Source organism: Streptomyces sp. NRRL B-1140 (genome assembly GCF_001280065.1).
In the GTDB taxonomy this organism is placed as follows: Bacteria; Actinomycetota; Actinomycetes; order Streptomycetales; family Streptomycetaceae; genus Streptomyces.
Genome location: NZ_LGEA01000162.1, coordinates 44,046 through 69,943 on the forward strand (window position 1 = coordinate 44,046; position 25,898 = coordinate 69,943).

Genomic DNA, 25,898 nt, shown 5'->3' on the forward strand with positions numbered 1-25,898 from the left:
TGTGTCCCGTTCATCGCTCCCAGCCGACGACCTGCACAACAAGAGGTTCGGGTTTCCAGAACGGGAAACCGGTCCGCCGTCGCTTCGTCCGGGTCAATCCCTTCAGCTGCCCTCCGCTCCCCCACCGGAGCCCCAGGTCAGAGCTTCTGAGAGTTGCCGCCAGGGTCAGCACCAAGTCAGCACACGACCCGGAAACAGCCTGAACCCGCAGGAAAAAACAGGAAGGGGCCAGACCCGATGATCTGGCCCCTGACCTGGGGATTCATGCCCTGACCAGCCACGCCAGCCGATCAAGGACTCAGGCACTACACGTTGAACCGGAACTCCACCACATCCCCGTCCTGCATCACATACTCCTTGCCCTCCATCCGCGCCTTCCCCTTCGCGCGGGCCTCCGCCACCGACCCCGTCTCCACCAGGTCGTCGAAGGAGATGACCTCCGCCTTGATGAAGCCCTTCTGGAAGTCGGTGTGGATGACGCCGGCGGCCTCGGGGGCCGTGGCGCCCTTCTTGATCGTCCAGGCCCGGGATTCCTTGGGGCCGGCGGTCAGGTACGTCTGGAGTCCCAGGGTGCGGAAGCCGACGTGGGCGAGGGTCGCCAGGCCCGGCTCCTCCTGGCCGACGGACTGGAGGAGTTCCAGCGCCTCGTCCTCGTCGAGCTCGGCGAGGTCCGCCTCCAGCTTGGCGTTGAGGAAGATCGCCTCGGCCGGGGCGACCAGCGCGCGCTGCTCGTTCTTGAAGTCCTCGTCGGTCAGCTCGTCCTCGTCGACGTTGAAGACGTAGAGGAACGGCTTGGTGGTGAGCAGGTGCAGGTCGTGCAGGAGCTCCTCGTTGCCGGAGCCCTGGACGATGCCCGCGGAGAACAGCGTGTCGCCCTTCTCCAGGATCTCCTTCGCCTCCTCGACGGCCTTGACCTTCGGCGCGATGTCCTTCTTGATGCGCGACTCCTTCTGGAGGCGCGGCAGGACCTTCTCGATGGTCTGCAGGTCAGCGAGGATCAGCTCGGTGTTGATCGTCTCGATGTCGTCCTTGGGCGAGACCTTGCCGTCCACGTGCACGACGTTCTCGTCCTTGAAGGCACGGATGACCTGGCAGATCGCGTCGGACTCGCGGATGTTCGCGAGGAACTTGTTGCCGAGGCCCTCGCCCTCGGACGCGCCGCGCACGATGCCGGCGATGTCGACGAAGTCGACCGTGGCCGGAAGCACCCGCTGCGAGGAGAAGATCTCGGCCAGCTTGGTGAGACGCGGGTCGGGGACGCCGACCACGCCGACGTTCGGCTCGATGGTGGCGAACGGGTAGTTGGCCGCCAGCACGTCGTTCTTGGTCAGGGCGTTGAACAGGGTCGACTTGCCGACATTCGGCAGACCGACGATTCCGATCGTGAGCGACACGTTGCGACTTCCCGTGAGTGGAGGGCCAGGGGGCCGGTTCCCGTGAGTGCAGGGCCTGAGGGCCAAGGGGGCGGCCGATCCACCAGTCTACGGCGTGTCCGGAACCGTACCGGCGACGTATCGAACGCTTGGCCAAGCCCGGTCGACGGTGTGTCTGAGGGGCCATTCGGCATATTGAACGACCTAAGTTGGTGCTGTGGAGCGATACAGGACGCGATCTCCCCAGTACGGACCGCGACAGGACCGGCCCGGGCGGCCCCGGCACCCCGTGCCGTCGCAGTCGGGACGGGGGGCGCGGACCGAGCCCGTGCGCTCGGCACGGCCGCCCTGGCAGCGGCGTCCGGCTCCGGCACGAGGGCCCGCGCCTGCGCCGGCGCCCGCCGCGGGAGGACCGCCGAACCCCCGGCTGACCGGGCGGGGCAGCGGGCTGTTCTGCACGGTGGTGATGTTCCTGCTCGGACTGCTCTGCGCGACGCTGTTCGCGGCGTCCCTGACGGCGTACGGCGTGCTGTTCCTGCCGGTGTGCGCGCTGACCGCCCTCTGGGTGCGCCCGGGGGACCTGATGACCGCGCCCGTCGCGGTGCCGATCGCGTTCGCCGTGGGACTGCTGCCGGTGGCCGACGCCGAGGGAGGGACCGGCGGCACGCTGATGAGCCTGGTGACCGCGCTCGCCACACAGGCCGGGTGGCTGTACGGAGGGACGCTGATCGCCGGTCTGATCGTGATCGTCCGGCGGATCCGGCTGCTGCACCGACGGCGGGCGGCGGGAGTCCGGCCACCGGTCTGACGCCCTCCGGCCGGAACGGCCGCGGCGCCGATCACCGGTCTCACACCGCCCGGCCCGAAACAGCGCTAGTGTCCGGCCGCCCGCATCGCCGCGCCGACGATCCCCGCGTTGTTCTGCAGCTGCGCCGGGACGATCTCGGCCTTGATGCCCTCGATGTGGGGCAGGAACTTGTGGGACTTGCGGCTGACGCCGCCGCCGATGATGAACAGCTCCGGCGAGAACAGCATCTCGACGTGGGCGAGGTACTTGCGCACGCGGTGCGCCGCCCAGTGCTGCCACGACATGTCGTGGTCCTCGCGGGCCTTGCTGGAGGCCCGCTTCTCCGCGTCGTGCCCGTCGAGCTCCAGGTGGCCCAGCTCGGTGTTGGGCACGAGGACGCCGTCGGCGAAGACGGCGCTGCCGATGCCGGTGCCGAGGGTCAGCAGGATCACCGTGCCCCGGCGGCCGCGGCCGGCGCCGAAGTGCATCTCGGCGACGCCCGCCGCGTCCGCGTCGTTGACCACCGTCACCGGCAGCCCGCCCAGCCGCTCGCCGAGCAGCGCACGGGCGTCGGTGTCGATCCAGCTGTCGTCGACGTTCGCCGCCGTGCGGATCGTGGCTCCGTCGGTGACCACGCCAGGGAAGGTCACACCGACCGGGCCCGTCCAGCCGAAGTGGTCGACGACCTGCCGGACGCCGTCGGCCACCGAGTCGGGCGTGGCCGGGTGGGGGGTGAGGACCTTGTGGCGCTCCTGCGCCAGGTCGCCCTTGTCCAGGTCCACCGGCGCACCCTTGATCCCGGATCCGCCGATGTCCACTCCGAAGATCTGCATGGCCCTACGTTACGACGAACGACTGACCGTCACAGGCCGGACAGCGGCTGCTGCCCGGCCTGTCCCCGATCACTCCGCGGAATGTTCACCGGTGCCGGCCCCGCCCCGCTCGGCGGCCAGGGCGGCGGCCTCCTCGCGCAGGTCACGGCGCAGTTCCTTGGGCAGGGAGAACGTGATGGACTCCTCGGCGGCCTTGACGATCTCGACGTCCTCGAAGCCGCGCTTGGAGAGGTACTCCAGGACCTGCTCGACCAGGATCTCCGGGACGGAGGCGCCGGAGGTGACGCCGACCGTGGTCACGCCCTCCAGCCAGGCCTCGTCGATCTCGTCGGCGAAGTCCACGAGATAGGCCTCGCGGGCACCGGCGATCTTGGCGACCTCGACGAGCCGCTTGGAGTTGGAGGAGTTGCGCGATCCGACGACGATGACCAGCTCCGACTCGGCGCCCATCTGCTTCACGGCCAGCTGGCGGTTCTGCGTGGCGTAGCAGATGTCGTCGCTGGGCGGGGAGATGAGCTGCGGGAACTTGTCCTTCAGGGCGTCGACGGTCTCCATGGTCTCGTCGACGGACAGCGTGGTCTGGGAGAGCCAGACGACCTTGGAGGGGTCGCGGACCTCGACCTTCGCCACATCGCCCGGGCCGTCGACGAGCTGGATGTGCTCGGGGGCCTCGCCGGAGGTGCCGATGACCTCCTCGTGGCCCTCGTGGCCGATCAGGAGGATGTCGTAGTCCTCGTTCGCGAAGCGGACGGCCTCCTTGTGGACCTTGGTGACCAGCGGGCAGGTGGCGTCGATGGTGGCGAGCTTGCCGCGCTCGGCCTCCTCGTGGACGACGGGGGCCACGCCGTGCGCTGAGAACATGACGATGTTCCCCGGGGGCACTTCCTCCGTCTGCTCGACGAAGATCGCGCCCTTCTTCTCCAGGGTCTGCACGACGTACTTGTTGTGGACGATCTCGTGCCGGACGTACACCGGAGCGCCGTACTGCTCCAGGGCTTTCTCGACGGCGATCACGGCGCGGTCCACACCCGCGCAGTAGCCACGGGGGGCGGCGAGCAGGACACGGCGGCCAGGCGAAGCAGACATGCGTCCCATCGTAAGGCCGCGTCCGGCGGGTCGAAGATCGCGTGTGCGCGCCGTTCCCGCGGATGCCGGTGCCCCAGGGCGGCTGAGCCGTGTTGTCGGTGGTGCCCACTACCCTCGCGGCATGGCTGTGAACACGACTCCGGAAGCCCCGCTGCCCGTCGGCGAGGTGTCGCGGCTCATCGGGGGCTGGATCGACCGGCTCGGGGCGGTGTGGGTCGAGGGGCAGATCACTCAGTTGTCGCGGCGGCCGGGTGCCGGTGTGGTGTTCCTGACACTGCGCGACCCCTCGTACGACATCTCCGTCAGCGTCACCTGCTACCGGCAGGTGTTCGACGCCGTCGCGGACGTGGTGAGCGAGGGCGCCCGGGTCGTCGTCCTCGCGAAGCCCGAGTGGTACGCACCGCGGGGGCAGCTGTCGCTGCGGGCCGCCGAGATACGGCCCGTCGGAGTGGGTGAACTGCTCGCGCGGCTGGAGCAGCTGAAGAAGGCCCTCGCGCGGGAGGGGCTGTTCGCGCCGGAGCGCAAGAAGCCGCTGCCGTTCCTGCCGCAGCTGATCGGGCTGGTGTGCGGACGGGCCTCGGCCGCCGAGCGCGACGTGCTGGAGAACGCCCGGCACCGCTGGCCGGCCGTCCGTTTCGAGGTGCGCAACGTCGCCGTGCAGGGCGTGCACGCCGTGCCGCAGGTCGTGCAGGCGGTGAAGGAGCTCGACGCGATCGACGACGTGGACGTGATCATCGTCGCCCGGGGTGGCGGCAGCGTGGAGGACCTGCTGCCGTTCTCCGACGAGCAGCTGATCCGCACGGTCGCGCAGTGCCGTACGCCGGTGGTGTCCGCCATCGGGCACGAACCGGACAACCCGCTGCTGGACCAGGTCGCCGACCTGCGCGCCTCCACCCCCACCGACGCGGCGAAGAAGGTCGTGCCGGACGTCGGCGAGGAGTACGAGCGGGTGCGGCTGCTGCGGGACCGGGCGCGGCGGTGTGTGGCGGCGCTGGTGGAGCGTGAGGAGCGCGGCCTGGCGCACGCGCTGGCACGGCCGTCGATAGAGGATCCGCACCGGATGATCGATGTGCGGGCCGACCAGGTGGCGGACCTGCTGGACCGGGGCCGGCGGTGTCTGCGGCACCAGCTCGACCGGGCGGACTCGGAGCTGGCGCACACGCACGCGCGCGTGGTGGCCCTCTCCCCCGCCGCGACCCTGAAGCGCGGTTACGCCGTGCTGCAGAAGGCGGACGGGCACGCCGTCCGCGACCCGGGCGAGGTGGAGGCCGGCGAGGCCCTGCGCGCGCGGGTCTCCGAGGGTGAGTTCTCCGTACGAGTGGACACATAGGGTGGGTGGATGACCAGCGAGGTTGACGAGACACCGGGCACGAGCGAGGCGCTCGGGTACGAGCAGGCGCGGGACGAGCTGATCGAGGTCGTCCGGCGCCTGGAGGCGGGCGGCACGACGCTGGAGGAGTCCCTGGCGCTCTGGGAGCGCGGCGAGGAGCTGGCGAAGGTGTGCCGGCGCTGGCTGGACGGGGCCCGGGCGCGGCTGGACGCGGCGCTGGCGGAGGAGGCCGCGGAGGACGCGGAGGACGCGGACACGGAGTGACCGACCGGGTCGTTCGGCTCGGGGTGACACACGACACCCTCAGGTTAGTTGAACGTTGAACTTCACTGGCGTACGGTCGAAGACGTCAGCCGATCTTCCGGACCAGACACGAGAAAGTGCATTCATGACCCTCGTTCTTGACCCCGCCGCCCAGGACCTGCTGTTCCGCGAGGCCCGGTCCGCCAACACCTTCACCGACGAGCCGGTGACCGACGAGCAGGTGCAGGCGATCTACGACCTGGTCAAGTACGGTCCGACCGCCTTCAACCAGACCCCGCTGCGCATCACCCTGGTCCGCTCCCCCGAGGCCCGCGAGCGCCTGGTGACGCACATGGCCGAGGGCAACCGGCCCAAGACGGCGAGCGCCCCGCTGGTGGCGATCCTGTCCGCGGACAACGAGTTCCACGAGGAGCTGCCGCACCTGTTCCCGGCCGCCCCGCAGATCAAGGACGTCTTCTTCACCGAGCGCCCGGCCCGCGAGAACGCCGCCGCGCTGAACGCCGCCCTCCAGGCCGCGTACTTCATCGTCGGTGTGCGCGCCGCCGGTCTCGCCGCCGGCCCGATGACCGGCTTCGACTTCGAGGGTGTCCGCAAGGAGTTCCTGGACGACGACCACACCCCGCTGATGGTCGTCAACATCGGCCGCCCCGGCCCGGACGCCTACCACCCGCGCTCCCCGCGCCTGGAGTTCGACCAGGTCGTCACGACCGTCTGACCTGCGAAGACGGCAAAGGCCCCCGGCGTTCTCGGGTTCGAACCCGAGAACGCCGGGGGCCTTCCTCGTGCGCCTACTTCGTCTCCAGCGCCCCGGCCATCCTCGCCAGCTGCGCGAACGACGCGGTGCCCGTCACGACCGTCGTCGAACCCTTGGTGCCCTGCAGGACCAGCGCGTCGTAGCGGCCGCCCTCGTAACGGGTCCAGGTCTCGCCGTCGATCTTCTGGGTCTTCCCGGTCTCGTGAGCGCCCTGTGTCGCCTCGTCCAGGAAGACGGGGCGGCGCTGAGTGGACTGCTCGACCGCCACGTACTCCCCCTCGGGATCGTGGAAGCCGAGGTGCCAGGCGTCGTACTCGTCGCCCCGGAAGCGGACGGAGGTGGCCTTCCATGCGCCGGGCAGGCCCTCGGGCGCGGCCACGGGGTAGGAGGCGGCGCGGCGTGCCGTGAGCAGCTCGACCCGGTAGTCGACGGCCTTGACCTCGGGCGCGCTGTCGTCGTGCGGGATGAAGAGGTACACGAAGCCCGCCACCAGGATGATGATCCCCATCGAGAGGATCATGTCCCGCGCCGTCTTCTGCTTGCCGTTCTCGCCTGCCACGCCCCCTATCGTCGCAGGTCCCTGCGGCGCTCATCCGTGGGGGCCCCTGCTCATTTTGCCGACTCGGGGATAGAGTCGGGCGACAACACCCTCATCCGGCCGTCGCCGTACAGAAAGGTGCGCTCCGATGACCGAACATCATCATTTGCCGTCCGAACTCGATGTGCCCTCCGAGGCTCCCGACCGCAACCTCGCCCTGGAGCTCGTCCGGGTCACCGAGGCGGCGGCGATGGCCGCGGGCCGCTGGGTCGGGCGGGGTGACAAGAACGGCGCCGACGGTGCCGCGGTGCGTGCCATGCGGACCCTCGTCTCCACCGTCTCGATGAACGGCGTCGTCGTCATCGGCGAGGGCGAGAAGGACGAAGCCCCGATGCTGTTCAACGGGGAGCACGTGGGCGACGGGACCGGGCCCGAGTGCGACATCGCCGTGGACCCGATCGACGGCACCACGCTGACCGCGAAGGGCATGACGAACGCGATCGCGGTGCTGGCCGCCGCGGAGCGCGGGTCCATGTTCGACCCGTCCGCCGTCTTCTACATGGACAAGCTGGTCACCGGGCCCGAGGCGGCCGACTTCGTCGACATCAACGCCCCGGTTGCGGTGAACATCCGCCGCGTCGCCAAGGCGAAGCGGTCCGCGCCGGAGGACGTGACGGTGGTGATCCTGGACCGCCCGCGGCACGAGGGCATCATCAAGGAGATCCGGGACACCGGGGCACGCATCAAGCTGATCTCCGACGGCGACGTGGCCGGCTCGATCCTGGCGCTGCGGGAGGGCACCGGGGTCGATCTGCTGCTCGGCATCGGCGGTACGCCCGAGGGCATCATCTCGGCCTGCGCGGTGAAGTGCCTGGGCGGCACGATCCAGGGCAAGCTGTGGCCCAAGGACGACGAGGAGCGGCAGCGGGCGATCGACGCGGGGCACGACCTCGACCGGGTGCTGACGACCGAGGACCTCGTCACCGGCGAGAACGTGTTCTTCGTGGCGACCGGCATCACCGACGGCGAGCTGCTGCGCGGGGTGCGCTACCGGGCGGAGACCGCGACGACCGACTCGATCGTGATGCGGTCGCGGTCGGGCACGGTCCGCCGGATCTCCTCCGAGCACCGGCTGAGCAAGCTGCGGGCCTACAGCGCGATCGACTTCGACAAGGGCAAGTAGCGCCGCCCGGGCCGGGCCCATGAGGGCCGGTTGAACGAAAGGGCGTCCCCGGTGCGGCGGGGACGCCCTTCTCGTGCCGCTCGGCCGTCAGCCGGCCGCGGCTATCCGGTCCGCCGGGCGGGCCGTCTTCTTCAGTTCCATCTCGCGGCGGCGCCGCCGGGCCAGCACCACGCGGCGTTCCGCGGCGGTGAGACCACCCCAGACTCCGTAGGGCTCGGGCTGCAGCAGGGCGTGTTCGCGGCACTCGACCATCACGGGACAGCGGGCGCAGACCCGCTTCGCCGCTTCCTCCCGCGACAGCCTCGCGGCGGTCGGTTCCTTGGAGGGGGCGAAGAACAAGCCGGCCTCGTCGCGCCGGCACACGGCCTCGGTGTGCCACGGGGCGTCCTGGTCCCTGTCTCGCGCCGGCACCCGCGGGGCCGGAACGGCAGCGACCTGCAGGGACGAATGCGGCGGTTGCAGCACGGTCTACTCCTGACGACGGCTTCGCGAGCGAGCGACGATGCAGCAAGGCCTACCCGCTGTACGCGCGCCTATGCACTGAGTTCCGAACCGCCGGTTTCGGAGCGTTCGCGGCTGTCAATGCCCCAGGTGTCTGCGCAAACTCCGGTCGACCTTGCGCTGCACCCGGTCCAGGATGTCCGCGACGACCTTGCCCCGCCTCGGCCGGGCATCGACGCTGCCCAGGACGGCCCAGCCGTCGACGTAGACGATGGGGGCCTCCGGGTCGTCCGAGTCGAGCGTGGCCACCTCGAAGCTGCCGAGGACGCCGCCGCCCATGCCGCGCAGCGACACGTTCTCCGGGACGCGGATGTCGACGCTGCCGAAGATCGCGAAGGACTTGACGACGACCTGCTGGTGGTCGAAGAGGGCCTCGCTGAGGTCTATCTCGACGCTGCCGAAGATCGCGTAGGCGTGGATCCGGCGGCCCACGCGCCGGCGCCCCTTGCGGACGGCGGCGCTGAACACCGCGACCACGTTGTCGTCCGGGTCGATGGGGATGGCACCGGCGGTGGGGCGCCAGGGGGCCGGGGTCCGGGCCGGGCCGAGGCCCTGGCGGTGGGCCGCGGGCAGGTCCCGCACGAAAACCTCTAGCTCGCCGACGGTCCTGGCGCGCAGCACCCCCTCGACGCGCTCGGCATGCTCGTCCACGGTGAGGCGGCCCTCGGCCAACGCGTCGTGCAGGAGGTCGGCGATGCGGTCGCGCTCGGCGTCGGACGCGCGGAGCCCGGAGGCGGCGGGCACGCCCTGCCGCGGCGGATCCGGCTTCTGGAGGTCCTGCTTCTGAAGGTCCACGACAGCAGCGTACCGAAACACGATAGATCGCGATACCCCCCTCCGAGACCGGGCAGGACGAACTGAGCCTTACCTCACAGGCTCGCTGTCAGCGGCAGGTTCTACGCTGGTTGGCGCCCGCCAACGGAGGCGGGCCGTCGTCTGCCGAGTGAGGAATGGGCTGAGATGCCTGAGTTCGCGTACACCGATCTGCTCCCGCAAGGAGAGGACACCACCCCGTACCGGCTGGTGACCTCCGAGGGTGTCTCCACGGTCGAGGGGCCGGACGGGCGGACCTTCCTCCAGGTGGAGCCGGAGGCGCTGCGCAAGCTCGCCGAAGAGGCGATCCACGACATCCAGCACTACCTGCGCCCGGCCCACCTCGCGCAGCTGCGCCGCATCATCGACGACCCCGGGGCGTCGGGCAACGACAAGTTCGTGGCGCTGGACCTGCTGAAGAACGCCAACATCGCGGCGGCCGGCGTGCTGCCCATGTGCCAGGACACCGGCACGGCGATCGTCATGGGCAAGCGCGGGCAGAACGTGCTGACCCAGGGCCGCGACGAGGAGGCCCTGAGCCGCGGCATCTACGACGCGTACCAGAACCTCAACCTGCGCTACTCGCAGATGGCCCCGCTCACCATGTGGGAGGAGAAGAACACCGGTTCCAACCTCCCCGCGCAGATCGAGCTGTACGCGGCGGACGGCGGCGCCTACAAGTTCCTCTTCATGGCCAAGGGCGGCGGCTCGGCCAACAAGTCGTTCCTGTACCAGGAGACGAAGGCCGTCCTGAACGAGTCCTCCATGATGAAGTTCCTGGAGGAGAAGATCCGCTCGCTGGGCACGGCGGCCTGCCCGCCCTACCACCTGGCGATCGTGGTCGGCGGTACGTCCGCCGAGTACGCGCTGAAGACCGCGAAGTACGCCTCCGCGCACTACCTGGACGAGATCCCGGCCGAGGGCTCCGAGCTCGGGCACGGCTTCCGCGACAAGGAGCTGGAGCAGAAGGTCTTCGAGCTGACACAGAAGATCGGCATCGGCGCCCAGTTCGGCGGCAAGTACTTCTGCCACGACGTGCGCGTGGTGCGCCTGCCCCGGCACGGCGCGTCCTGCCCGGTGGCCATCGCGGTCTCCTGCTCCGCCGACCGCCAGGCCGTCGCGAAGATCACCGCGGAGGGCGTCTTCCTGGAGCAGCTGGAGACGGACCCGGCGCGCTTCCTGCCGGAGACGACCGACGAGCAGCTCGACGAGAGCGGCGACGTCGTGAAGATCGACCTGAACCAGCCGATGGAGACGATCCTCGCGGAGCTCACCAAGTACCCGGTGAAGACCCGCCTGTCCCTGACCGGCCCGCTCGTCGTGGCGCGTGACATCGCGCACGCCAAGATCAAGGAGCGGCTGGACGCGGGCGAGGAGATGCCGCAGTACCTGAAGGACCACCCGGTGTACTACGCCGGTCCGGCCAAGACGCCCGAGGGTTACGCGTCGGGCTCCTTCGGCCCGACCACGGCCGGCCGGATGGACTCCTACGTGGAGCAGTTCCAGGCGGCGGGCGGCTCCAAGGTGATGCTCGCCAAGGGCAACCGCAGCAAGCAGGTCACCGACGCGTGCGACGCCCACGGCGGCTTCTACCTGGGCTCCATCGGCGGCCCGGCCGCGCGCCTGGCCCAGGACTGCATCAAGAAGGTCGAGGTCGTCGAGTACGAGGAGCTCGGCATGGAGGCCGTCTGGAAGATCGAGGTCGAGGACTTCCCGGCCTTCATCGTCGTCGACGACAAGGGCAACGACTTCTTCCAGGACCCCGCGCCCGCGCCCACGTTCACCTCCATTCCGGTACGCGGGCCCGGACTCGCCTGACCACGGCGGTGATGATTCGCCTCCGCGGGGAACAGTGGTCGCGGCGCTGACGCTGTGACACGTGGAGGTGATCGTCGATGACCGACGAGCAGGACAGGACCGAGTACCGCACCGAGCACGACTCCATGGGCGAGGTGCGGGTGCCCGCGCACGCCAAGTGGCGTGCCCAGACCCAGCGGGCCGTGGAGAACTTCCCCGTCTCCGGGCAGCGCATCGAGCGTGCGCACATCGAGGCACTGGCCCGCATCAAGGGGGCGGCGGCCAAGGTCAACGCGGAGCTGGGGGTCCTGGACAAGGACGTCGCGCAGGCGATCCAGGAGGCGGCCGGGGAGGTCGCCGAGGGCAGGTGGGACGAGCACTTCCCGGTCGACGTGTTCCAGACCGGGTCGGGGACCTCGTCCAACATGAACACCAACGAGGTCATCGCCACGCTGGCGAGCGAGCGGCTGGGCAGCGGCGTGCACCCCAACGACCACGTCAACGCCTCCCAGTCCTCCAACGACGTCTTCCCGTCCTCGATCCACATCGCCGCCACCGCCGCGGTGACGCGCGACCTGATCCCGGCCCTGGAGCATCTCGCCGCCTCCCTGGAGCGCAAGGCCGAGGAGTTCGCCGATGTGGTGAAGTCCGGTCGGACGCACCTCATGGACGCCACGCCCGTGACGCTGGGCCAGGAGTTCGGCGGATACGCGGCCCAGGTGCGTTATGGCATCGAGCGTCTGGAGGCCGCCCTCCCCCGGCTCGCTGAGCTGCCGCTGGGCGGTACGGCCGTGGGCACGGGCATCAACACCCCTCCCGGCTTCTCCGCCGCCGTGATCGAGGAAGTGGCCCGTACGACGGGGCTGCCCCTCACCGAGGCCCGCAACCACTTCGAGGCGCAGGGCGCCCGGGACGGCATCGTCGAGACCAGCGGCCAGCTGCGGACCATCGCGGTGGGGCTGACGAAGATCGCCAACGACCTGCGCTGGATGTCCTCGGGACCGCGCACCGGCCTCGCCGAGATCGCCCTGCCCGACCTCCAGCCCGGCTCCTCGATCATGCCGGGCAAGGTGAATCCGGTCATTCCCGAGGCGGTGCTGATGGTGGCGGCCCAGGTCGTGGGCAACGACGCCACCGTCGCGACCGCCGGCGCCGCCGGCAACTTCGAGCTCAACGTGATGCTGCCCGTCATCGCCAAGAACGTGCTGGAGTCGATCCGGCTGCTGGCCAACGCCACGCGGCTCCTCGCCGACCGGACCGTCGACGGCATCACCGCGAACCGCGAGCGGGCGCGGGAGTACGCGGAGTCCTCCCCCTCCGTCGTGACCCCGCTGAACAAGTACATCGGGTACGAGGAGGCCGCGAAGGTCGCCAAGAAGGCGCTGGCCGAGCGAAAGACCATCCGTCAGGTCGTGCTGGACGGCGGGTACGTGGAGCGCGGGGACCTGACCGCGGAGCAGCTCGACGAGGCGCTCGATGTCCTGCGGATGACGCACCCGTGACGAAGGGGCTCGTTCGTGTGCCCGGCGCGTGAACCGTGACACGCGCCGCAGCGTCGTATGCCTACGGCACCTAATATCTGGTCATGGCAGACGGTGGAGCGATGAGACGCGTGGAAACGGGCGGTGCGGCAGGCTTCTGGGCGCCCGGGAGCCGCATCCTGTGGCGATACCGGGAGAACGGCGGCACGCAGGTGCACATCGCGCGGCCCGTCACCGTCGTCCGGGACGACGCGGACCTGCTCGCCGTGTGGCTGGCGCCCGGCACCGAGTGCGTGAAGCCCGTGCTCGCCGACGGCACGCCCGTACACCTGGAGCCGCTGGAGTCGCGCTACACCAAGCCGCGGACCGTGCAGCGCGACCGGTGGTTCGGCACGGGCGTGCTGAAGCTGGCCCGGCCCGGCGAGCCCTGGTCGGTGTGGCTGTTCTGGGAGCCGGGGTGGCGGTTCAAGAACTGGTACGTGAACCTGGAGGACCCCCTGGCCCGTTGGGCTGGCGGCGTCGACTCCGTCGACCACTTCCTGGACATCTCCGTCCATCCCGACCGCAGTTGGCACTGGCGGGACGAGGACGAGTTCGCCCAGGCCCGCCGGGACGGGCTGATGGACGACCAACTGGCGGAAAAGGTACAGCAGGCGGGGCGGGACGCGGTGGAGGTGATCCGCGCCTGGGGTCCGCCGTTCTCGGAAGGCTGGCAGCACTGGCGCCCGGACCCCTCCTGGGCTGTACCGTCACTGCCGGAGGACTGGGATCGGACGCCCGCGCATGTGTCCTCATGAGACCCTTGATGCGCCCCCGGGCAAGAAACGTAGGATCGTCCTCCGCAAGGGCGCGCGGCGGCAACTACCGGAGCACGCGCTGGGCTTGACCGATCGTCACCGAGGGGCGGCAGGACGTGAGCGAGGGGTACGAGGGCAACACCGGAAGGGCTTGCGCCACAGGCCCTGAGGGCCGTCAGAAGGCTCCTGCGGGCCGCAGACGGTCCGCCGGTGGCACAGGAACAACCTCTGACCACGCGGGAATTCCGTTCCTGGGGCACGTAATCCGGGTATCGGAGTTTCGGCGGGACCCACTGCGCGCGCGGCGCGCAGCCCCGGACGGATGGATTCGACACGCGTGACGGAGCAGCCGACCTCGTTCGAACGCCCCCAGGCGGGCGCCGACCCTGCGGACCCCCGCGGGGCTCTCGTGCATACCCCGGCACCGGCGCGTGCGCCCGGCGCCTTACCGGTACAGGGCCGCCCCGGCGGCGACGTCAGCGTTCCGGTCACGACGGCACACAGCACGGGCACGTCGGAGCCGGGCACCTCCACGCCGTTCGGCAAGGGCAAGGACACCGTGAGCGACCCCGCCTCCGAGCACTCCCAGCCGGGTGCCGAGCAGACCGCCGAGCGTGAGACGCCTCGGCCGCGCCCCGCCCCCGAGGGCATTCCGGTCCAGCCGGCCGACGAACAGGACCGGCCGCCGGTGACCAGCGACGGGCAGGAGCGCCGCAGCGGCCAGAGCCTGCCGCCCGGCCGCCCCACGCCGATGCGGCGGGACGGAGACCGGCTCAGGTTCGTGGGGGCCGCCACCCGGCGGATCGCCCGCGGCATCGACCTGGACGAGATCGTCATGGGGCTGTGCCGGGCCACCGTGCCCACCTTCTCCGACGCGATCCTGGTCTACCTGCGCGATCCGCTGCCCGTCGGTGACGAGCGGCCCACCGGCCCGCTGGTGCTGCGGCTGCGCCGCACCGACCGGATACCGGCGGAGCGCGACACCGAGAACGGCTTCCTGCCGGCCGCGCAGCCCGAGCCGAACGAACTGGACACGGTCGGCGCGGAGCTGTGCGAGGTGCGGCCCGGCAGTGCGCTCGCGGAGGTGCTGCGGGGCGTGCGCCCGGTGTTCACCGACGCCCCCGCGGCCCGCGCCGCGCTGCCGGAACTGCTCGGGGAGGACGGCGGCTTCGCCGTGCCGGACGGGCAGCGCGCGATCCTCGCCCCGCTGCGCGGACGGCGCCGCGTGATCGGTGCCGCCCTGTTCCTGCGCCGTCCCGAGCGCATCGCGTTCGACCCGGACGACCTCCTGGTCGCCGCCCAGCTCGCCACGCACAGCGCCCTCGGCATCGACAAGGCCGTGCTGTACGGCCGCGAGGCCTACATCGCGGACGAGCTGCAGCGCACCATGCTGCCCGAGACGCTGCCCCGCCCCACGGGCGTGCGGCTGGCCTCCCGGTACCTGCCGGCGGCGGAGACGGCCCGGGTGGGCGGCGACTGGTACGACGCGATCCCGCTGCCCGGCAGCCGGGTCGCCCTGGTCGTCGGTGACGTCATGGGCCACTCCATGACCTCGGCCGCCATCATGGGCCAGTTGCGCACCACGGCCCAGACCCTCGCCGGCCTCGACCTGCCGCCGCAGGAGGTCCTGCACCACCTCGACGAACAGGCCCAGCGCCTCGGCGTGGACCGTATGGCGACGTGCCTCTACGCCGTGTACGACCCGGTATCGCACCGCATCACCATCGCCAACGCCGGTCATCCGCCGCCCGTCCTGCTCCATCTGGGCGGTCGCGCCGAGGTACTGCGCGTGCCCGCCGGGGCCCCGATCGGGGTGGGCGGCGTGGACTTCGAGGCGGTGGAGCTGGACGCGCCCGCCGGCGGGACGCTGCTGCTCTACACCGACGGCCTGGTCGAGTCCCGGCTGCGTGACGTGTGGACCGGCATCGAGCAGCTGCGGGAGAAGCTGGCCGCGGTCGCGCAGCTCACCGGGCCGGACCATCCGCCGCCCCTGGAGGCACTGTGCGACGAGGTGCTCGACATGCTCGGCCCGGGCGACCGGGACGACGACATCGCGCTGCTCGCCGCCCGCTTCGACGGGATCGCGCCGAGCGACGTGGCGTACTGGTTCCTGGAGCCGGAGGACGCGGCCCCCGGCCGGGCCCGCCGGCTGGCGAGGCGCGCGCTGTCGCGCTGGGGCCTGGAGGAGCTGAGCGACTCCGTCGAGCTGCTGGTCAGCGAGGTCGTGACGAACGCCGTGCGGTACGCGTCCCGGCCGGTCACGTTGCGCCTGCTGCGCACGGACGTGCTGCGCTGCGAGGTCGGCGACGACGTGCCGCAGCTGCCGCGGCTGCGCCAGGCACGCGCGACCGACGAGGGCGGGCGCGGGCTGTACCTGGTGAACCGGCTGGCCCGGCGCTGGGGCGCGACCCGGCTCAGCACGGGCAAGGTGGTCTGGTTCGAGCTGAACCGCGGCTGACCGTCCCGGACGCGTGAGGCCGACCGGCACAGGACCGCCCCCGGAGTGTCGCCGGGGGCGGTTCTTCTCCCACCCGAGGGCAATGTTCCCGAGGGCGGCGACCTTGGATAGGGCGCCCGGTGTTCGCCGGGCGCCCTTCGCCGTGCCTCCGGCTATCCGCCCTGTCCGCCGTCGCCTGGCTTGACCGGGTCGAACGGGTCGCCGCCACCGTCGTTCGGCGGTGTCGTCTGCGGGGTGGTGGGCGGGGTGATGCTGGGCGGGTTCGTCGACGGGGTGGCCGGCGGGGAGGACGAGGGCTTCTCCGTCGTCGGCGGCGGGGACGACGAGGGCTCCTCGGTCGTCGGCTCCTGCGTCGGCTCCTCGGTCGTGGGCTCCTGCGTGGGCGTCGGCGTCCAGGTCGGCTGGACGGCCGCGCCCTGCCGGGTCTCCAGGTCGAACTTGGTGACGTCGCCCATCACGCCGAAGGTGTACTGCGCCCAGATCCGCGCCGGGTAGTCGCCGCCGTTGATCCGGGGCTCGCCGAGCGCCTTGTACATCGGAACCTGGGCGTGGGTCTTGGCGTCCTCGCCGAACAGGCCCACCGAGGTGACCAGCTTCGGCGTGTAGCCGGTGAACCAGGCCGACTTGTTGTTGTCGGACGTTCCCGTCTTGCCCGCGACCTGCTGGCCGTCGCGCAGGGGGTTGTTGCGCACGGACGCCTGGGCGGTGCCGTCGTCGACCACGCCGGTCAGCACCGAGGTGACCGAGTCGGCGGCCTCGCGGCTGATGACCTCGTCGCCGACCGGGTCGGGCATGGTGACGTTCTGGTTGAGGTGATCGGCCGACTTGAGGATGGCCGGGGTGACCTTCCTGCCGTGGTTGTCGAGGGTCGCGTAGACACCCGCCATCTGCAGGGGGCTGGCGCCCATGCTGCCCAGGGTCTGTGCGGGCACGGCCTCCATGTTGCCGGTGTCCATGCCGAGCTTGCCCGCGACCTTCACCACTTCGGACATGCCGACGTCGACACCCATCTGCGCGAAGACGGAGTTGACGGACTTGTTCATGGCCGTCTGGACGGAGATCGGGCCGTAGTTCCGGTCGTCCTCGTTCTCGGGGGCGAAGCCCACCTTGGTGCCGTCCTCCACGACCGGGCGCTTGCTCGTGCCGTCGTAGACCGTGTTGGCCGTGATCGGCTTGCCGTCCTGCGTCTTCGCCTGCTCCTCCAGCGCCGCGGCCAGGATGACCGGCTTGAAGGTGGAGGCCGGCTGGTAGTCGGCGCGGGTGGCGTTGTTCGTGTAGTGCTTGAAGTAGTCCTCGCCGCCGTACATCGCGACCACGGCGCCCGTCTTCGGGTTCACGGACGCGGCGCCGGCCTGGACGTCCCCGTCGACCTTGCGCTTGTCGGGGTCGAGCCTGCTGGTCAGCTGCTGCTTGACGGACTTCTCCAGCGCCGCCTGCTTCTTCTTGTCGATGTTGAGCGTGAGGGTCCAGCCGCCGGCGTTGACCATCGCCTCGGCTTCCTTGGCGTTGTCGGCCGTGCCTTCGGCGACGAGCTGCTTCTCCAGTGCCGCGTTGGCCGAGTTGACCAGGTAGCCCTTCTGGCCCTCCATGCCGGGGGCGGGCTTGGGCTCCTCCGGTTCCGGGAACTTCATGCCGGCCCGCTCGGACGCGCTCAGCCAGCCCTCGTCGACCATGTTGTCCAGGACGTAGTTCCAGCGCGCCTTCACCAGTTTCTTACCGTCCTTCGAGGCGACGGCCCAGTCGTACTGGCTGGGAGCCTGGAGGAGTGCGGCGAGGTAGGCGCCCTGCGCGACCGTGAGGTCCTGGGCGTCCTTGCGGTAGTAGGCCTGGGCGGCGGCCTGGATGCCGTAGGCGTTGCGGCCGTAGTAGCTGGTGTTGATGTAGCCGGCGAGGATGTAGTCCTTGGACTTCTCCCGGTCCAGCTTCAGCGAGATGACCATCTCCTTCAGCTTGCGCGAGACGGTCTGTTCCTGCGTGAGGTAGTAGTTCTTGACGTACTGCTGGGTGATGGTCGAACCGCCCTGCGCGCCCCGGCCCGACAGCGTGTTGAACAGGCCGCGGGCGGTGCCCTTGAAGTCGACGCCGGAGTCCTTGAAGAAGGTCTTGTTCTCGGCGGCGACGAAGGTCAGCCGCACGCCCTTGGGGACCCGGGACAGGTCGACGTTCTCACGGTTGACCTTGCCGTCGCGGGCCATGATCGAGCCGTCGCTGTACTTGTAGATGTTGCTCTGCCGCTTGGCGTCGGCGTTCCCCTCGGGGATCCCGATCACCATGTACAGCACGATGAAGGCACCCATGCCCAGCAGGCACAGACCGAGGAAGGTGCCGAGGATCTTCTTCCAGGTGAAGAGCCTGCGTATGCCGCCCTTCGCCGGCGCCTCCGACGAACGGTGGCTCTTGGGTGCCGCCCGGCGCCCGGCGCGCTGTCTGGCGCGTCTCTCTTCCGCTCGTCCCATGGGTCCGATCCGCTCCGCTTCGTTCATGTGTGCTCACGCGTCACACAGGTTCGCCGCTCAGGTCAGCTCAGAAAGCTAACACCGGGAGATAAGAGATAGGGCAGCCGATCCGGCCCTTTGCGGACGTGACAATCAGCACCCATTCCCAACGGAACCGACGTTCGAGACACCCACAGGGTTGCCAGGAGCGGGAAAAGTGATATCACTTAGATAGACGGAAGCTAAGCAGGAGCGGCTTCCCAGGAGAAACGGGGGATCACCCATGTCCACTTCGGAACCGCAGGTCACGGCCGACGTGCCCGAGATGCCGGCGCCCCGCGTGCGGGAGTTCACCGCCCACAGCATCGGCGGCGGGCTCGCCCTGCTGCTGGGCCTGCTCGGGCTGCTGGCCGGCGCCGGGCTGATCGCGGCCGCCACCACGCTGCACGCGGCCGGCGCGCAGGCCGCGCTGATCATCGGCGGCATCCTGGTCGCGCTCGCCGCGTTCCTCGCCATGTGCGGACTGAACATGGTCGCCCCCGGCGAGGCCCGGGTCGTCCAGCTCTTCGGCCGCTACCGGGGCACCATCCGGCAGGACGGCCTGCGCTGGGTGAACCCCTTCACCTCGCGCACGAAGATCTCGACGCGGGTGCGCAACCACGAGACCGCCGTCCTCAAGGTCAACGACGCCTACGGCAACCCGATCGAGCTCGCCGCCGTCGTGGTCTGGCGCGTGGAGGACACCGCCCAGGCCACCTTCGAGGTCGACGACTACATCGAGTTCGTCTCCACCCAGACCGAGGCGGCCGTGCGGCACATCGCCATCGAGTACCCCTACGACGCGCACGAGGAGGACGGCCTCTCGCTGCGCGGCAACGCCGAGGAGATCACCGAGAAGCTCGCCGTGGAGCTGCACGCGCGCGTGGAGGCGGCCGGCGTGCAGATCATCGAGTCCCGCTTCACGCACCTCGCCTACGCCCCCGAGATCGCCTCGGCGATGCTCCAGCGGCAGCAGGCCGGAGCGGTGGTCGCGGCGCGGCGCCAGATCGTGGACGGCGCGGTGGGCATGGTGGAGGCCGCGATCGCCCGGATCACCGAGCGGGACATCGTGGAGCTGGACTCCGAACGGAAGGCGGCGATGGTCTCCAATCTGATGGTGGTGCTGTGCGGTGACCGGGCCGCGCAGCCGGTCCTCAACACCGGGTCCCTCTACCAGTGACGGTCCCTCCCGAAAGCCAGGGCCCGCAGCGCCGGCCGCAGCAGCAGCGCAAGCAGGTGCTGCTGCGGCTGGATCCCGCGGTGTACGAGGCGCTCGCGCGATGGGCCGGGGACGAGCTGCGGTCGGCCAACGCGCAGATCGAGTTCCTGCTCCGGAAGGCACTGGCGGAGGCGGGGCGCCTGCCGCGGGATACCGGGCCCCTGCCCCGGCGGGGGCGGCCTCCGGCGGGGCCCGCCTCCGGCCCGCCGTCGGCCTGACCACCCGGGCCGCACCGCTGTTACCAAAGCGTGACAACACGCTCCGACCTGCACGGCCCCACCCCACGCCATGACCTACACACTCGGCGTATACATACCGCGTATACACCCCGTGTACAGTCCTGCCATGTCCATCGGTCACACACTCCTCGGACTCCTGGAGTCCGGCCCGCGTCACGGTTACGACCTGAAGCGGGCCTTCGACGAGAAGTTCGGTCACGACCGGCCGCTCCACTACGGCCAGGTCTACTCGACGATGTCCCGCCTGCTGAAGAACGGGCTCGTCGAGGTCGACGGCATCGAGGCGGGCGACGGTCCCGAGCGCAAGCGGTACGCCATCACCGAGGCCGGCGTCACCGACGTCGCGCGGTGGCTCGCCACACCCGAGAAGCCGGAGCCGTACCTCCAGTCGACCCTCTACACCAAGGTCGTCCTCGCACTGCTCACCCACCGCGACGCCGGTGACATCCTCGACGGCCAGCGCTCGGAACACCTGCGCAGCATGCGGATCCTCACCGACCGCAAGCGCAAGGGCGATCTGGCCGACCAGCTCATCTGCGACCACGCGCTGTTCCACCTGGAGGCGGACCTGCGCTGGCTGGAGCTGACCGCGGCGCGTCTGGACAAGCTCCGTGAGGCGGTGACCCGATGACGATTCCCGCCGGTTCGCTCCTCACCGCCCAGGACCTGCGCAAGGCGTACGGGCCGACGACCGCGCTCGACGGCGCCGAGTTCTCCATCCACCCGGGCGAGGTCGTCGCCGTGATGGGGCCGTCCGGGTCGGGCAAGTCGACGCTGCTGCACTGCCTCGCCGGGATCGTGATGCCCGACTCGGGCACGATCATGTACAACGGGCGCGAGGTGACCGCCATGGGCGACGCCGAGCGCAGTGCGCTGCGCCGCTCGGAGTTCGGGTTCGTGTTCCAGTTCGGGCAGCTCGTGCCGGAACTCACCTGCGTGGAGAACGTCGCGCTGCCGCTGCGGCTGAACGGCTCCTCCCGCAAGGAGGCCGAGCGGGCCGCGCTCGCATGGATGGAACGGCTGGAGGTGGACGACCTCCGCAAGAAGCGGCCCGGAGAGGTGTCCGGAGGTCAGGGACAGCGGGTCGCGGTCGCGCGCTCGCTGGTGACCAACCCGCGGGTCGTCTTCGCCGACGAGCCGACCGGGGCGCTCGACTCCTACAACGGCGAGCGCGTGATGGAGCTGCTGACGGACGCGGCCCGGTCCGCCAACGCGGCCGTGGTGCTCGTCACGCACGAGGCCCGGGTGGCCGCCTACTCCGACCGCGAGATCGTCGTCCGGGACGGCAGGTCCCGTGACATGGAGCGCGTCGTATGAGCGTCGGGCAGTGGAGCCGGGACCTGGCCATGGGGGTCCGGTTCGCCTTCGCCGGCGGACGCGAGGGATGGACCCGGGCGCTGCTCACGGCCGTCGGTGTCGGACTGGGAGTGGCGCTGCTGCTGCTCACCACCGCCATCCCGAACGCGCTGGCGGAACGCGACCGGCGCGAGGAGGCCCGCAGCGACCACACCTTCAGCCAGCAGGAGATACCCAAGGCCGACGACACCCTGATCGTCGTGGACGCGGACACCACGTTCCGGGACAGGGACGTGCGCGGGCGGGTCCTGGAGGCGGAGGGCCCCCGGGCGCCGCTGCCGCCGGGCGTCCCGGCGTTCCCGGCCGTGGGCGAGATGGTCGTCTCCCCCGCGCTGAAGGAACTGCTCGCCTCCGACGACGGCAAGCTGCTGCGGGAGCGCCTGGACTACCGCGTCGCGGGCACCATCGGCGAGCAGGGGCTCGTCGGCTCCCACGAACTCGCGTACTTCGCGGGCGGCAAGGGGCTCGCGAAGGTGCTGGAGGGCCCCGCGAGCGGCGCCCGGATCGACCGCTTCGGCAACGACCTGGGGTCGTCCGACCGCTGGGACCCGGTGCTGCTCCTGCTGGTCCTGGTCGTCTTCGTGGTACTGCTGATGCCGGTCGCCGTGTTCATCGCCGCGGCCGTACGGTTCGGCGGCGAGCGGCGCGACCGCAGGCTGGCCGCGCTGCGGCTGGTCGGCTCGGACAGCCGGATGACCCGGCGGATCGCCGCCGGCGAGGCACTCGCCGGATCCGTGCTGGGGCTCGTCCTCGGCACCGGGTTCTTCCTGCTCGGACGCGAACTGGCGGCCTCGGTCGAGGTGTTCCGCGTCAGCGTGTTCCCCAGCTATCTGAACCCCTCGCCCCTGCTGGCCGTCCTGGTCGCGCTGGCGGTGCCGGCGGCCGCGGTCCTGGTGACGATCCTCGCCCTGCGCGGCGTGGTCATCGAGCCCCTCGGCGTGGTGCGCACGGCCAAGCCCTCGCGGCGCCGCCTGTGGTGGCGGCTGCTGCTGCCGCTGGGCGGGATCGCGCTGCTCTACCCGATGATCGGGCAGGGCAACGACGGCGGGGACTTCAACCAGTACCTCGTCGTGGGCGGCGTGATGCTCCTGCTGGTCGGCGTCACGGCACTGCTGCCCTGGGTGGTGGAGACGGTCGTGGCCCGGCTCGGCTCGGTCGGGGTCGCCTGGCAACTGGCCATACGCAGGCTCCAGTTGAGCAGTGGTGCGGCGGCCCGGATGGTCAACGGCATCGCGGTGGCGGTGGCCGGGGCGATCGCGCTGCAGATGCTGTTCGCCGGGGTGGAGGGCAACTACACCAGGGCGTCCCAGTACGACGTCTCGCGGGCGCAGATGAGCGTGGACGTGCCGGAGGGCAGCGACGCCGCCCCGGTCGCCGCGCAGTACCGCGACACCGAGGGCGTACGCAAGGTCACCACCCTGTCGGATTTCCATCTCGGCGACCAGCGCGAGGCGGACGCCCTCGTCCAGATCACCGTGGCCGACTGCGCGTCGCTGCGCGAAGTCGCGACGCTCCCCGCCTGCCGCGACGGTGACGTGTTCGCGGCCAAGGGATCGGAGTACGAAAGCGACAGCGATCGCCTGGCCGTGCCCGGCACGGCCCTGTGGGCCGAATCGGAAGACTCCGACCGCGCCGGCGACCGCACGGTCACCTGGACCGTGCCGCGGAACATCCGGCAGGCCGAGTCCCGCGAGGACCCCACCGGGTACGAACGCGGCGGCATCCTGATCACCCCCGGCGCGCTGCCCGGGAAGCTCAAGACGCTCATGTCCACGCGGCTCTTCCTGAGCGTGGACCCCTCGGTGCCGGACGCCTACGACCACGTGCGCAATACGGCCGCGCGACTCGACCCGACGTCCCAGCCGATGACCTGGCACAGCATCGAGAGCGACGACCGTTACGCCACCATCCGCACCGGTCTGTCCGTCGGAGCCGCGTGTGTGCTGGCCCTGATCGGGGCGAGTCTTCTGGTCTCGCAGCTGGAGCAGTTGCGCGAACGCCGCAAGCTGCTGTCGTCCCTGGTCGCCTTCGGCACCCGGCGCCGCACCCTCGGCCTGTCGGTGCTGTGGCAGACGGCGATCCCCATCGGGCTGGGTCTGCTGCTCGCCGCGACGGTGGGCATGGCCCTGGGCGCGGTGCTGCTGCGGATGACCAACACATCGGTCCGGGTGGACTGGCCGAGCGTGCTGTCGATGACCGGCATCGGCGCGGGCGTCGTCCTGGTGGTGACGCTGCTGAGCCTGCCGCCGCTGCTGAAACTGATGCGGCCGGACGGGCTGCGGACCGAGTAGGACCGGGTCCCGTACGAGCTGTCCGGCGCCCTGGCCGGGTCCCGTGGAAGTACGGGACCCGGCCGGCGGCGCGAGCGCCGTCAGCCGTCCTGGTCCAGGACCCGTACGGGCAGCGGCCGCAGGGCCTGCCGCAGGGCGGCCGCCAGTTCCTCGTACTCCGCGCCGCGTGCGGCTCCCGACCGCATCGCCAGTGCGATCCGGCGGGTGGGGGCCGGGTCGGCGAAGTACCCGGTGAGGAGCTGGTTGCTGCGGGAGATCTCCACCTTCAGGGCGGTGCGCGGCAGCAGCGTCACGCCGAGTCCGCCCGCGACGAGCTGGACCAGCGTGGACAGCCCGGCGGCGGTCGTGGTGACCGGCACGTCGTCGCGGCCGGCCTCCCGGCAGATGTCGAGGGCCTGGTCACGCAGGCAGTGCCCCTCGTCCAGCAGCAGCAGGTTGAGCTCGCGCAGTGCCTGCCGCGGGATGCCCTCGCGCCCGCCGAGCTCGTGCTCGAGTGGCGTGACGAGTACGAAGTCCTCGTCGAACAGAGGCAGTTCGGCTACGCCCGGGACACCGAGAGGCACCGCGAGCAGCAGCAGGTCCAGCCGCCCGCCGGCCAGACCGTCGAGCAGGCTGGCGGTCTGCTCCTCGTGCACCTGGAGGTCGAGCTGCGGATACCGTTCGTGGACGAGCCGCAGCACCGTCGGCAGCAGGTAGGGCGCGACCGTCGGGATCACCCCGAGCCGCAGCACCCCGGTGAACGGCGCCCGGACCGCCTCCGCCTCCTCCAGGAGCGCACCGACCTCCCCCAGAACCGCCTTGACCCGTACGGCGATCCGCTCACCCTCGGGCGAGAGCAGCACCTTGCGCGTCGTACGCTCGAGGAGCGTCACTCCGAGTGATTCCTCCAGAGCGGACACGGCACCCGAGAGGGCGGGCTGGCTCATCCCGATCGCCGCCGCCGCGTCCCGGAAATGAAGGTGCTCGGCGACCGCCGCGAAGGCACGGAGCTGGGCGAGGCTGGGTTGCCTGCGTTTATTACCGAGCGTCACTGATAACTACCTCCGATCAACTCGACCGAGTGTAGCTATTTCCGTAATCAATCGAGCCTGTGCCAACATCAACACAGTCCAACCCATGGGAAACCCCCGCGATCCGGGAGTTTCTTCGCTGCAAGGAGTGCGTGTGCTCACCGTCGGTGACAAGTTCCCCGAGTTCGACCTGACCGCCTGCGTCTCGCTGGAGAAGGGCAAGGAGTTCGAGCAGATCAACCACAAGACCTACGAGGGTCAGTGGAAGGTCATCTTCGCGTGGCCCAAGGACTTCACCTTCGTGTGCCCGACCGAGATCGCCGCTTTCGGCAAGCTGAACGAGGAGTTCGCGGACCGCGACGCGCAGGTCCTCGGTTTCTCCGGTGACTCCGAGTTCGTCCACCACGCCTGGCGCAAGGACCACGACGACCTGCGCGACCTGCCGTTCCCGATGATGGCCGACTCCAAGCACGAGCTGATGCGCGACCTCGGCATCGAGGGCGAGGACGGCTTCGCCAAGCGCGCCGTGTTCATCGTGGACCAGAACAACGAGATCCAGTTCTCGATGGTGACCGCGGGCTCGGTCGGCCGTAACCCGAAGGAGGTCCTCCGGGTCCTGGACGCGCTCCAGACGGACGAGCTGTGCCCCTGCAACTGGTCGAAGGGCGACGAGACCCTCGACCCCGTCGCGCTGCTCTCCGGGGAGTGATCTGACATGTCGCTGGATGCCCTGAAGTCCGCGATACCGGACTACGCCAAGGACCTGAAGCTCAACCTGGGCTCGGTCATCGGCAACTCCGACCTTCCGGCCCAGCAGCTGTGGGGCACGGTGCTGTCGACGGCCATCGCCTCGCGCTCCCCGATCGTGCTGCGCGAGCTGGAGCCCGAGGCGAAGGCGAACCTGTCGCCGGAGGCCTACACGGCTGCCAAGGCCGCCGCCGCGGTGATGGCGATGAACAACGTCTTCTACCGCACCCGCCACCTGCTGTCGGACCACGAGTACGGCACCCTGCGCGCCGGCCTGCGGATGAACGTCATCGGCAACCCGGGCGTCGACAAGGTCGACTTCGAGCTGTGGTCCTTCGCGGTCTCCGCCATCAACGGCTGCGGCATGTGCCTCGACTCCCACGAGCAGGTGCTGCGCAAGGCCGGCCTCGACCGCGAGGTCGTCCAGGAGGCGTTCAAGATCGCCTCCGTGATCCAGGCGGTCGGCGTCACGCTGGACGCCGAGGCGGTGCTGGCCGAGTAGTCCTCGGTCACCCCTCTCACGCCGACAGGGCCCCGCCCACCTTGACCGGTGGACGGGGCCCTGTC

24 protein-coding genes are annotated in these 25,898 nt (G+C 70.4%); 16 read left to right on the plus strand and 8 right to left on the minus strand.

Features of this window, described 5'->3' with window-relative positions; all coding sequences use genetic code 11:
* Positions 1-305: 305 nt before the first annotated feature.
* On the minus strand, positions 306-1,394 hold the full coding sequence (gene ychF / locus ADK65_RS34675) for a redox-regulated ATPase YchF (protein WP_030842729.1): 1,089 nt from the start codon (positions 1,392-1,394) through the stop codon (positions 306-308).
* A 445-nt stretch (positions 1,395-1,839) separates the two neighbouring features.
* Here ychF and ADK65_RS40060 point away from each other — a divergent pair, with 445 nt between their 5' ends.
* Positions 1,840-2,181, plus strand: coding sequence for a DUF6542 domain-containing protein (locus ADK65_RS40060; protein ID WP_420709138.1), 342 nt, complete (start codon positions 1,840-1,842; stop codon positions 2,179-2,181).
* 65 nt (positions 2,182-2,246) lie between these two features.
* On the opposite strand, the gene ppgK is transcribed toward ADK65_RS40060, so the two are convergent.
* Both ppgK and ADK65_RS34690 read right to left on the minus strand, forming a co-directional pair.
* Positions 2,247-2,993: a polyphosphate--glucose phosphotransferase gene (ppgK, locus tag ADK65_RS34685; RefSeq protein WP_053675300.1), complete on the minus strand. Its 747-nt coding sequence runs from the start codon at positions 2,991-2,993 to the stop codon at positions 2,247-2,249.
* Between the two features lie 69 nt (positions 2,994-3,062).
* On the minus strand, positions 3,063-4,088 hold the full coding sequence (locus ADK65_RS34690) for a 4-hydroxy-3-methylbut-2-enyl diphosphate reductase (RefSeq protein WP_078956292.1): 1,026 nt from the start codon (positions 4,086-4,088) through the stop codon (positions 3,063-3,065).
* Positions 4,089-4,200: 112 nt separating this feature from the next.
* On the opposite strand from ADK65_RS34690, the gene xseA reads away from it, so the two are divergent.
* From xseA to ADK65_RS34705, 3 genes are all read left to right on the plus strand, one after another.
* Positions 4,201-5,409, plus strand: a complete 1,209-nt coding sequence (gene xseA, locus ADK65_RS34695; RefSeq protein WP_053675304.1) for an exodeoxyribonuclease VII large subunit — start codon at positions 4,201-4,203, stop codon at positions 5,407-5,409.
* A 9-nt stretch (positions 5,410-5,418) separates the two neighbouring features.
* Positions 5,419-5,673: an exodeoxyribonuclease VII small subunit gene (locus tag ADK65_RS34700; protein ID WP_053675306.1), complete on the plus strand. Its 255-nt coding sequence runs from the start codon at positions 5,419-5,421 to the stop codon at positions 5,671-5,673.
* Positions 5,674-5,797: 124 nt separating this feature from the next.
* Entirely contained in the window at positions 5,798-6,388 is a 591-nt protein-coding gene (locus tag ADK65_RS34705) for a malonic semialdehyde reductase (protein ID WP_053675308.1), read from the plus strand.
* A 73-nt stretch (positions 6,389-6,461) separates the two neighbouring features.
* On the opposite strand, the gene ADK65_RS34710 is transcribed toward ADK65_RS34705, so the two are convergent.
* Complete coding sequence (locus ADK65_RS34710; RefSeq protein ID WP_053675311.1) at positions 6,462-6,986, minus strand: DUF4245 domain-containing protein; 525 nt, start codon at positions 6,984-6,986, stop codon at positions 6,462-6,464.
* A gap of 127 nt (positions 6,987-7,113) precedes the next feature.
* Here ADK65_RS34710 and glpX point away from each other — a divergent pair, with 127 nt between their 5' ends.
* Positions 7,114-8,148, plus strand: coding sequence for a class II fructose-bisphosphatase (gene glpX, locus ADK65_RS34715; protein WP_053675312.1), 1,035 nt, complete (start codon positions 7,114-7,116; stop codon positions 8,146-8,148).
* 87 nt (positions 8,149-8,235) lie between these two features.
* Here glpX and ADK65_RS34720 read toward each other — a convergent pair whose 3' ends face one another.
* Entirely contained in the window at positions 8,236-8,613 is a 378-nt protein-coding gene (locus ADK65_RS34720) for a WhiB family transcriptional regulator (RefSeq protein WP_053675314.1), read from the minus strand.
* 114 nt (positions 8,614-8,727) lie between these two features.
* Positions 8,728-9,444: a DUF1707 SHOCT-like domain-containing protein gene (locus tag ADK65_RS34725; protein WP_053675316.1), complete on the minus strand. Its 717-nt coding sequence runs from the start codon at positions 9,442-9,444 to the stop codon at positions 8,728-8,730.
* Positions 9,445-9,609: 165 nt separating this feature from the next.
* On the opposite strand from ADK65_RS34725, the gene ADK65_RS34730 reads away from it, so the two are divergent.
* The 4 genes from ADK65_RS34730 (at position 9,610) to ADK65_RS34745 (ending at position 15,995) form a co-directional block, all read left to right on the plus strand.
* The gene (locus ADK65_RS34730; protein ID WP_053675318.1) at positions 9,610-11,280 is read left to right on the plus strand and encodes a fumarate hydratase; all 1,671 of its coding nucleotides are present in this window, start codon (positions 9,610-9,612) and stop codon (positions 11,278-11,280) included.
* A 77-nt stretch (positions 11,281-11,357) separates the two neighbouring features.
* Entirely contained in the window at positions 11,358-12,761 is a 1,404-nt protein-coding gene (locus ADK65_RS34735; protein WP_053675320.1) for a class II fumarate hydratase, read from the plus strand.
* Between the two features lie 83 nt (positions 12,762-12,844).
* Entirely contained in the window at positions 12,845-13,537 is a 693-nt protein-coding gene (locus tag ADK65_RS34740; protein ID WP_053675322.1) for a DUF402 domain-containing protein, read from the plus strand.
* Between the two features lie 322 nt (positions 13,538-13,859).
* Complete coding sequence (locus tag ADK65_RS34745; protein ID WP_053675324.1) at positions 13,860-15,995, plus strand: SpoIIE family protein phosphatase; 2,136 nt, start codon at positions 13,860-13,862, stop codon at positions 15,993-15,995.
* 152 nt (positions 15,996-16,147) lie between these two features.
* Here ADK65_RS34745 and ADK65_RS34750 read toward each other — a convergent pair whose 3' ends face one another.
* Positions 16,148-18,451 (minus strand): transglycosylase domain-containing protein, encoded by a 2,304-nt coding sequence (locus ADK65_RS34750; protein WP_053675585.1) that lies wholly within the window; start codon positions 18,449-18,451, stop codon positions 16,148-16,150.
* A 262-nt stretch (positions 18,452-18,713) separates the two neighbouring features.
* Between ADK65_RS34750 and ADK65_RS34755 the strand changes: the two genes are divergently transcribed.
* From ADK65_RS34755 to ADK65_RS34775, 5 genes are all read left to right on the plus strand, one after another.
* Positions 18,714-19,649 carry an SPFH domain-containing protein gene (locus ADK65_RS34755; protein WP_053675326.1) on the plus strand — a complete coding sequence of 312 codons (936 nt, stop codon included), beginning with the start codon at positions 18,714-18,716 and terminating at the stop codon, positions 19,647-19,649.
* Positions 19,646-19,906, plus strand: a complete 261-nt coding sequence (locus ADK65_RS34760; protein WP_053675328.1) for a hypothetical protein — start codon at positions 19,646-19,648, stop codon at positions 19,904-19,906. Before ADK65_RS34755 ends, ADK65_RS34760 begins: the two co-directional genes overlap by 4 nt.
* A 127-nt stretch (positions 19,907-20,033) precedes the next feature.
* On the plus strand, positions 20,034-20,558 hold the full coding sequence (locus ADK65_RS34765; RefSeq protein ID WP_053675330.1) for a PadR family transcriptional regulator: 525 nt from the start codon (positions 20,034-20,036) through the stop codon (positions 20,556-20,558).
* A complete protein-coding gene (locus tag ADK65_RS34770) occupies positions 20,555-21,244 on the plus strand; it encodes an ABC transporter ATP-binding protein (protein WP_053675332.1) in 690 nt (229 codons plus the stop codon). The genes ADK65_RS34765 and ADK65_RS34770 overlap by 4 nt, the downstream gene beginning before the upstream one ends.
* Positions 21,241-23,574, plus strand: coding sequence for an ABC transporter permease (locus tag ADK65_RS34775; protein ID WP_053675334.1), 2,334 nt, complete (start codon positions 21,241-21,243; stop codon positions 23,572-23,574). Before ADK65_RS34770 ends, ADK65_RS34775 begins: the two co-directional genes overlap by 4 nt.
* 80 nt (positions 23,575-23,654) lie before the next feature.
* On the opposite strand, the gene ADK65_RS34780 is transcribed toward ADK65_RS34775, so the two are convergent.
* The gene (locus tag ADK65_RS34780) at positions 23,655-24,605 is read right to left on the minus strand and encodes a hydrogen peroxide-inducible genes activator (protein WP_078956293.1); all 951 of its coding nucleotides are present in this window, start codon (positions 24,603-24,605) and stop codon (positions 23,655-23,657) included.
* Positions 24,606-24,738: 133 nt separating this feature from the next.
* Between ADK65_RS34780 and ADK65_RS34785 the strand changes: the two genes are divergently transcribed.
* Together ADK65_RS34785 and ADK65_RS34790 are read left to right on the plus strand one after the other, a co-directional pair.
* Positions 24,739-25,293 (plus strand): peroxiredoxin, encoded by a 555-nt coding sequence (locus ADK65_RS34785; protein ID WP_053675336.1) that lies wholly within the window; start codon positions 24,739-24,741, stop codon positions 25,291-25,293.
* Positions 25,294-25,299: 6 nt separating this feature from the next.
* Positions 25,300-25,833 carry an alkyl hydroperoxide reductase gene (locus tag ADK65_RS34790; RefSeq protein ID WP_031103031.1) on the plus strand — a complete coding sequence of 178 codons (534 nt, stop codon included), beginning with the start codon at positions 25,300-25,302 and terminating at the stop codon, positions 25,831-25,833.
* Positions 25,834-25,898 lie beyond the last annotated feature (65 nt).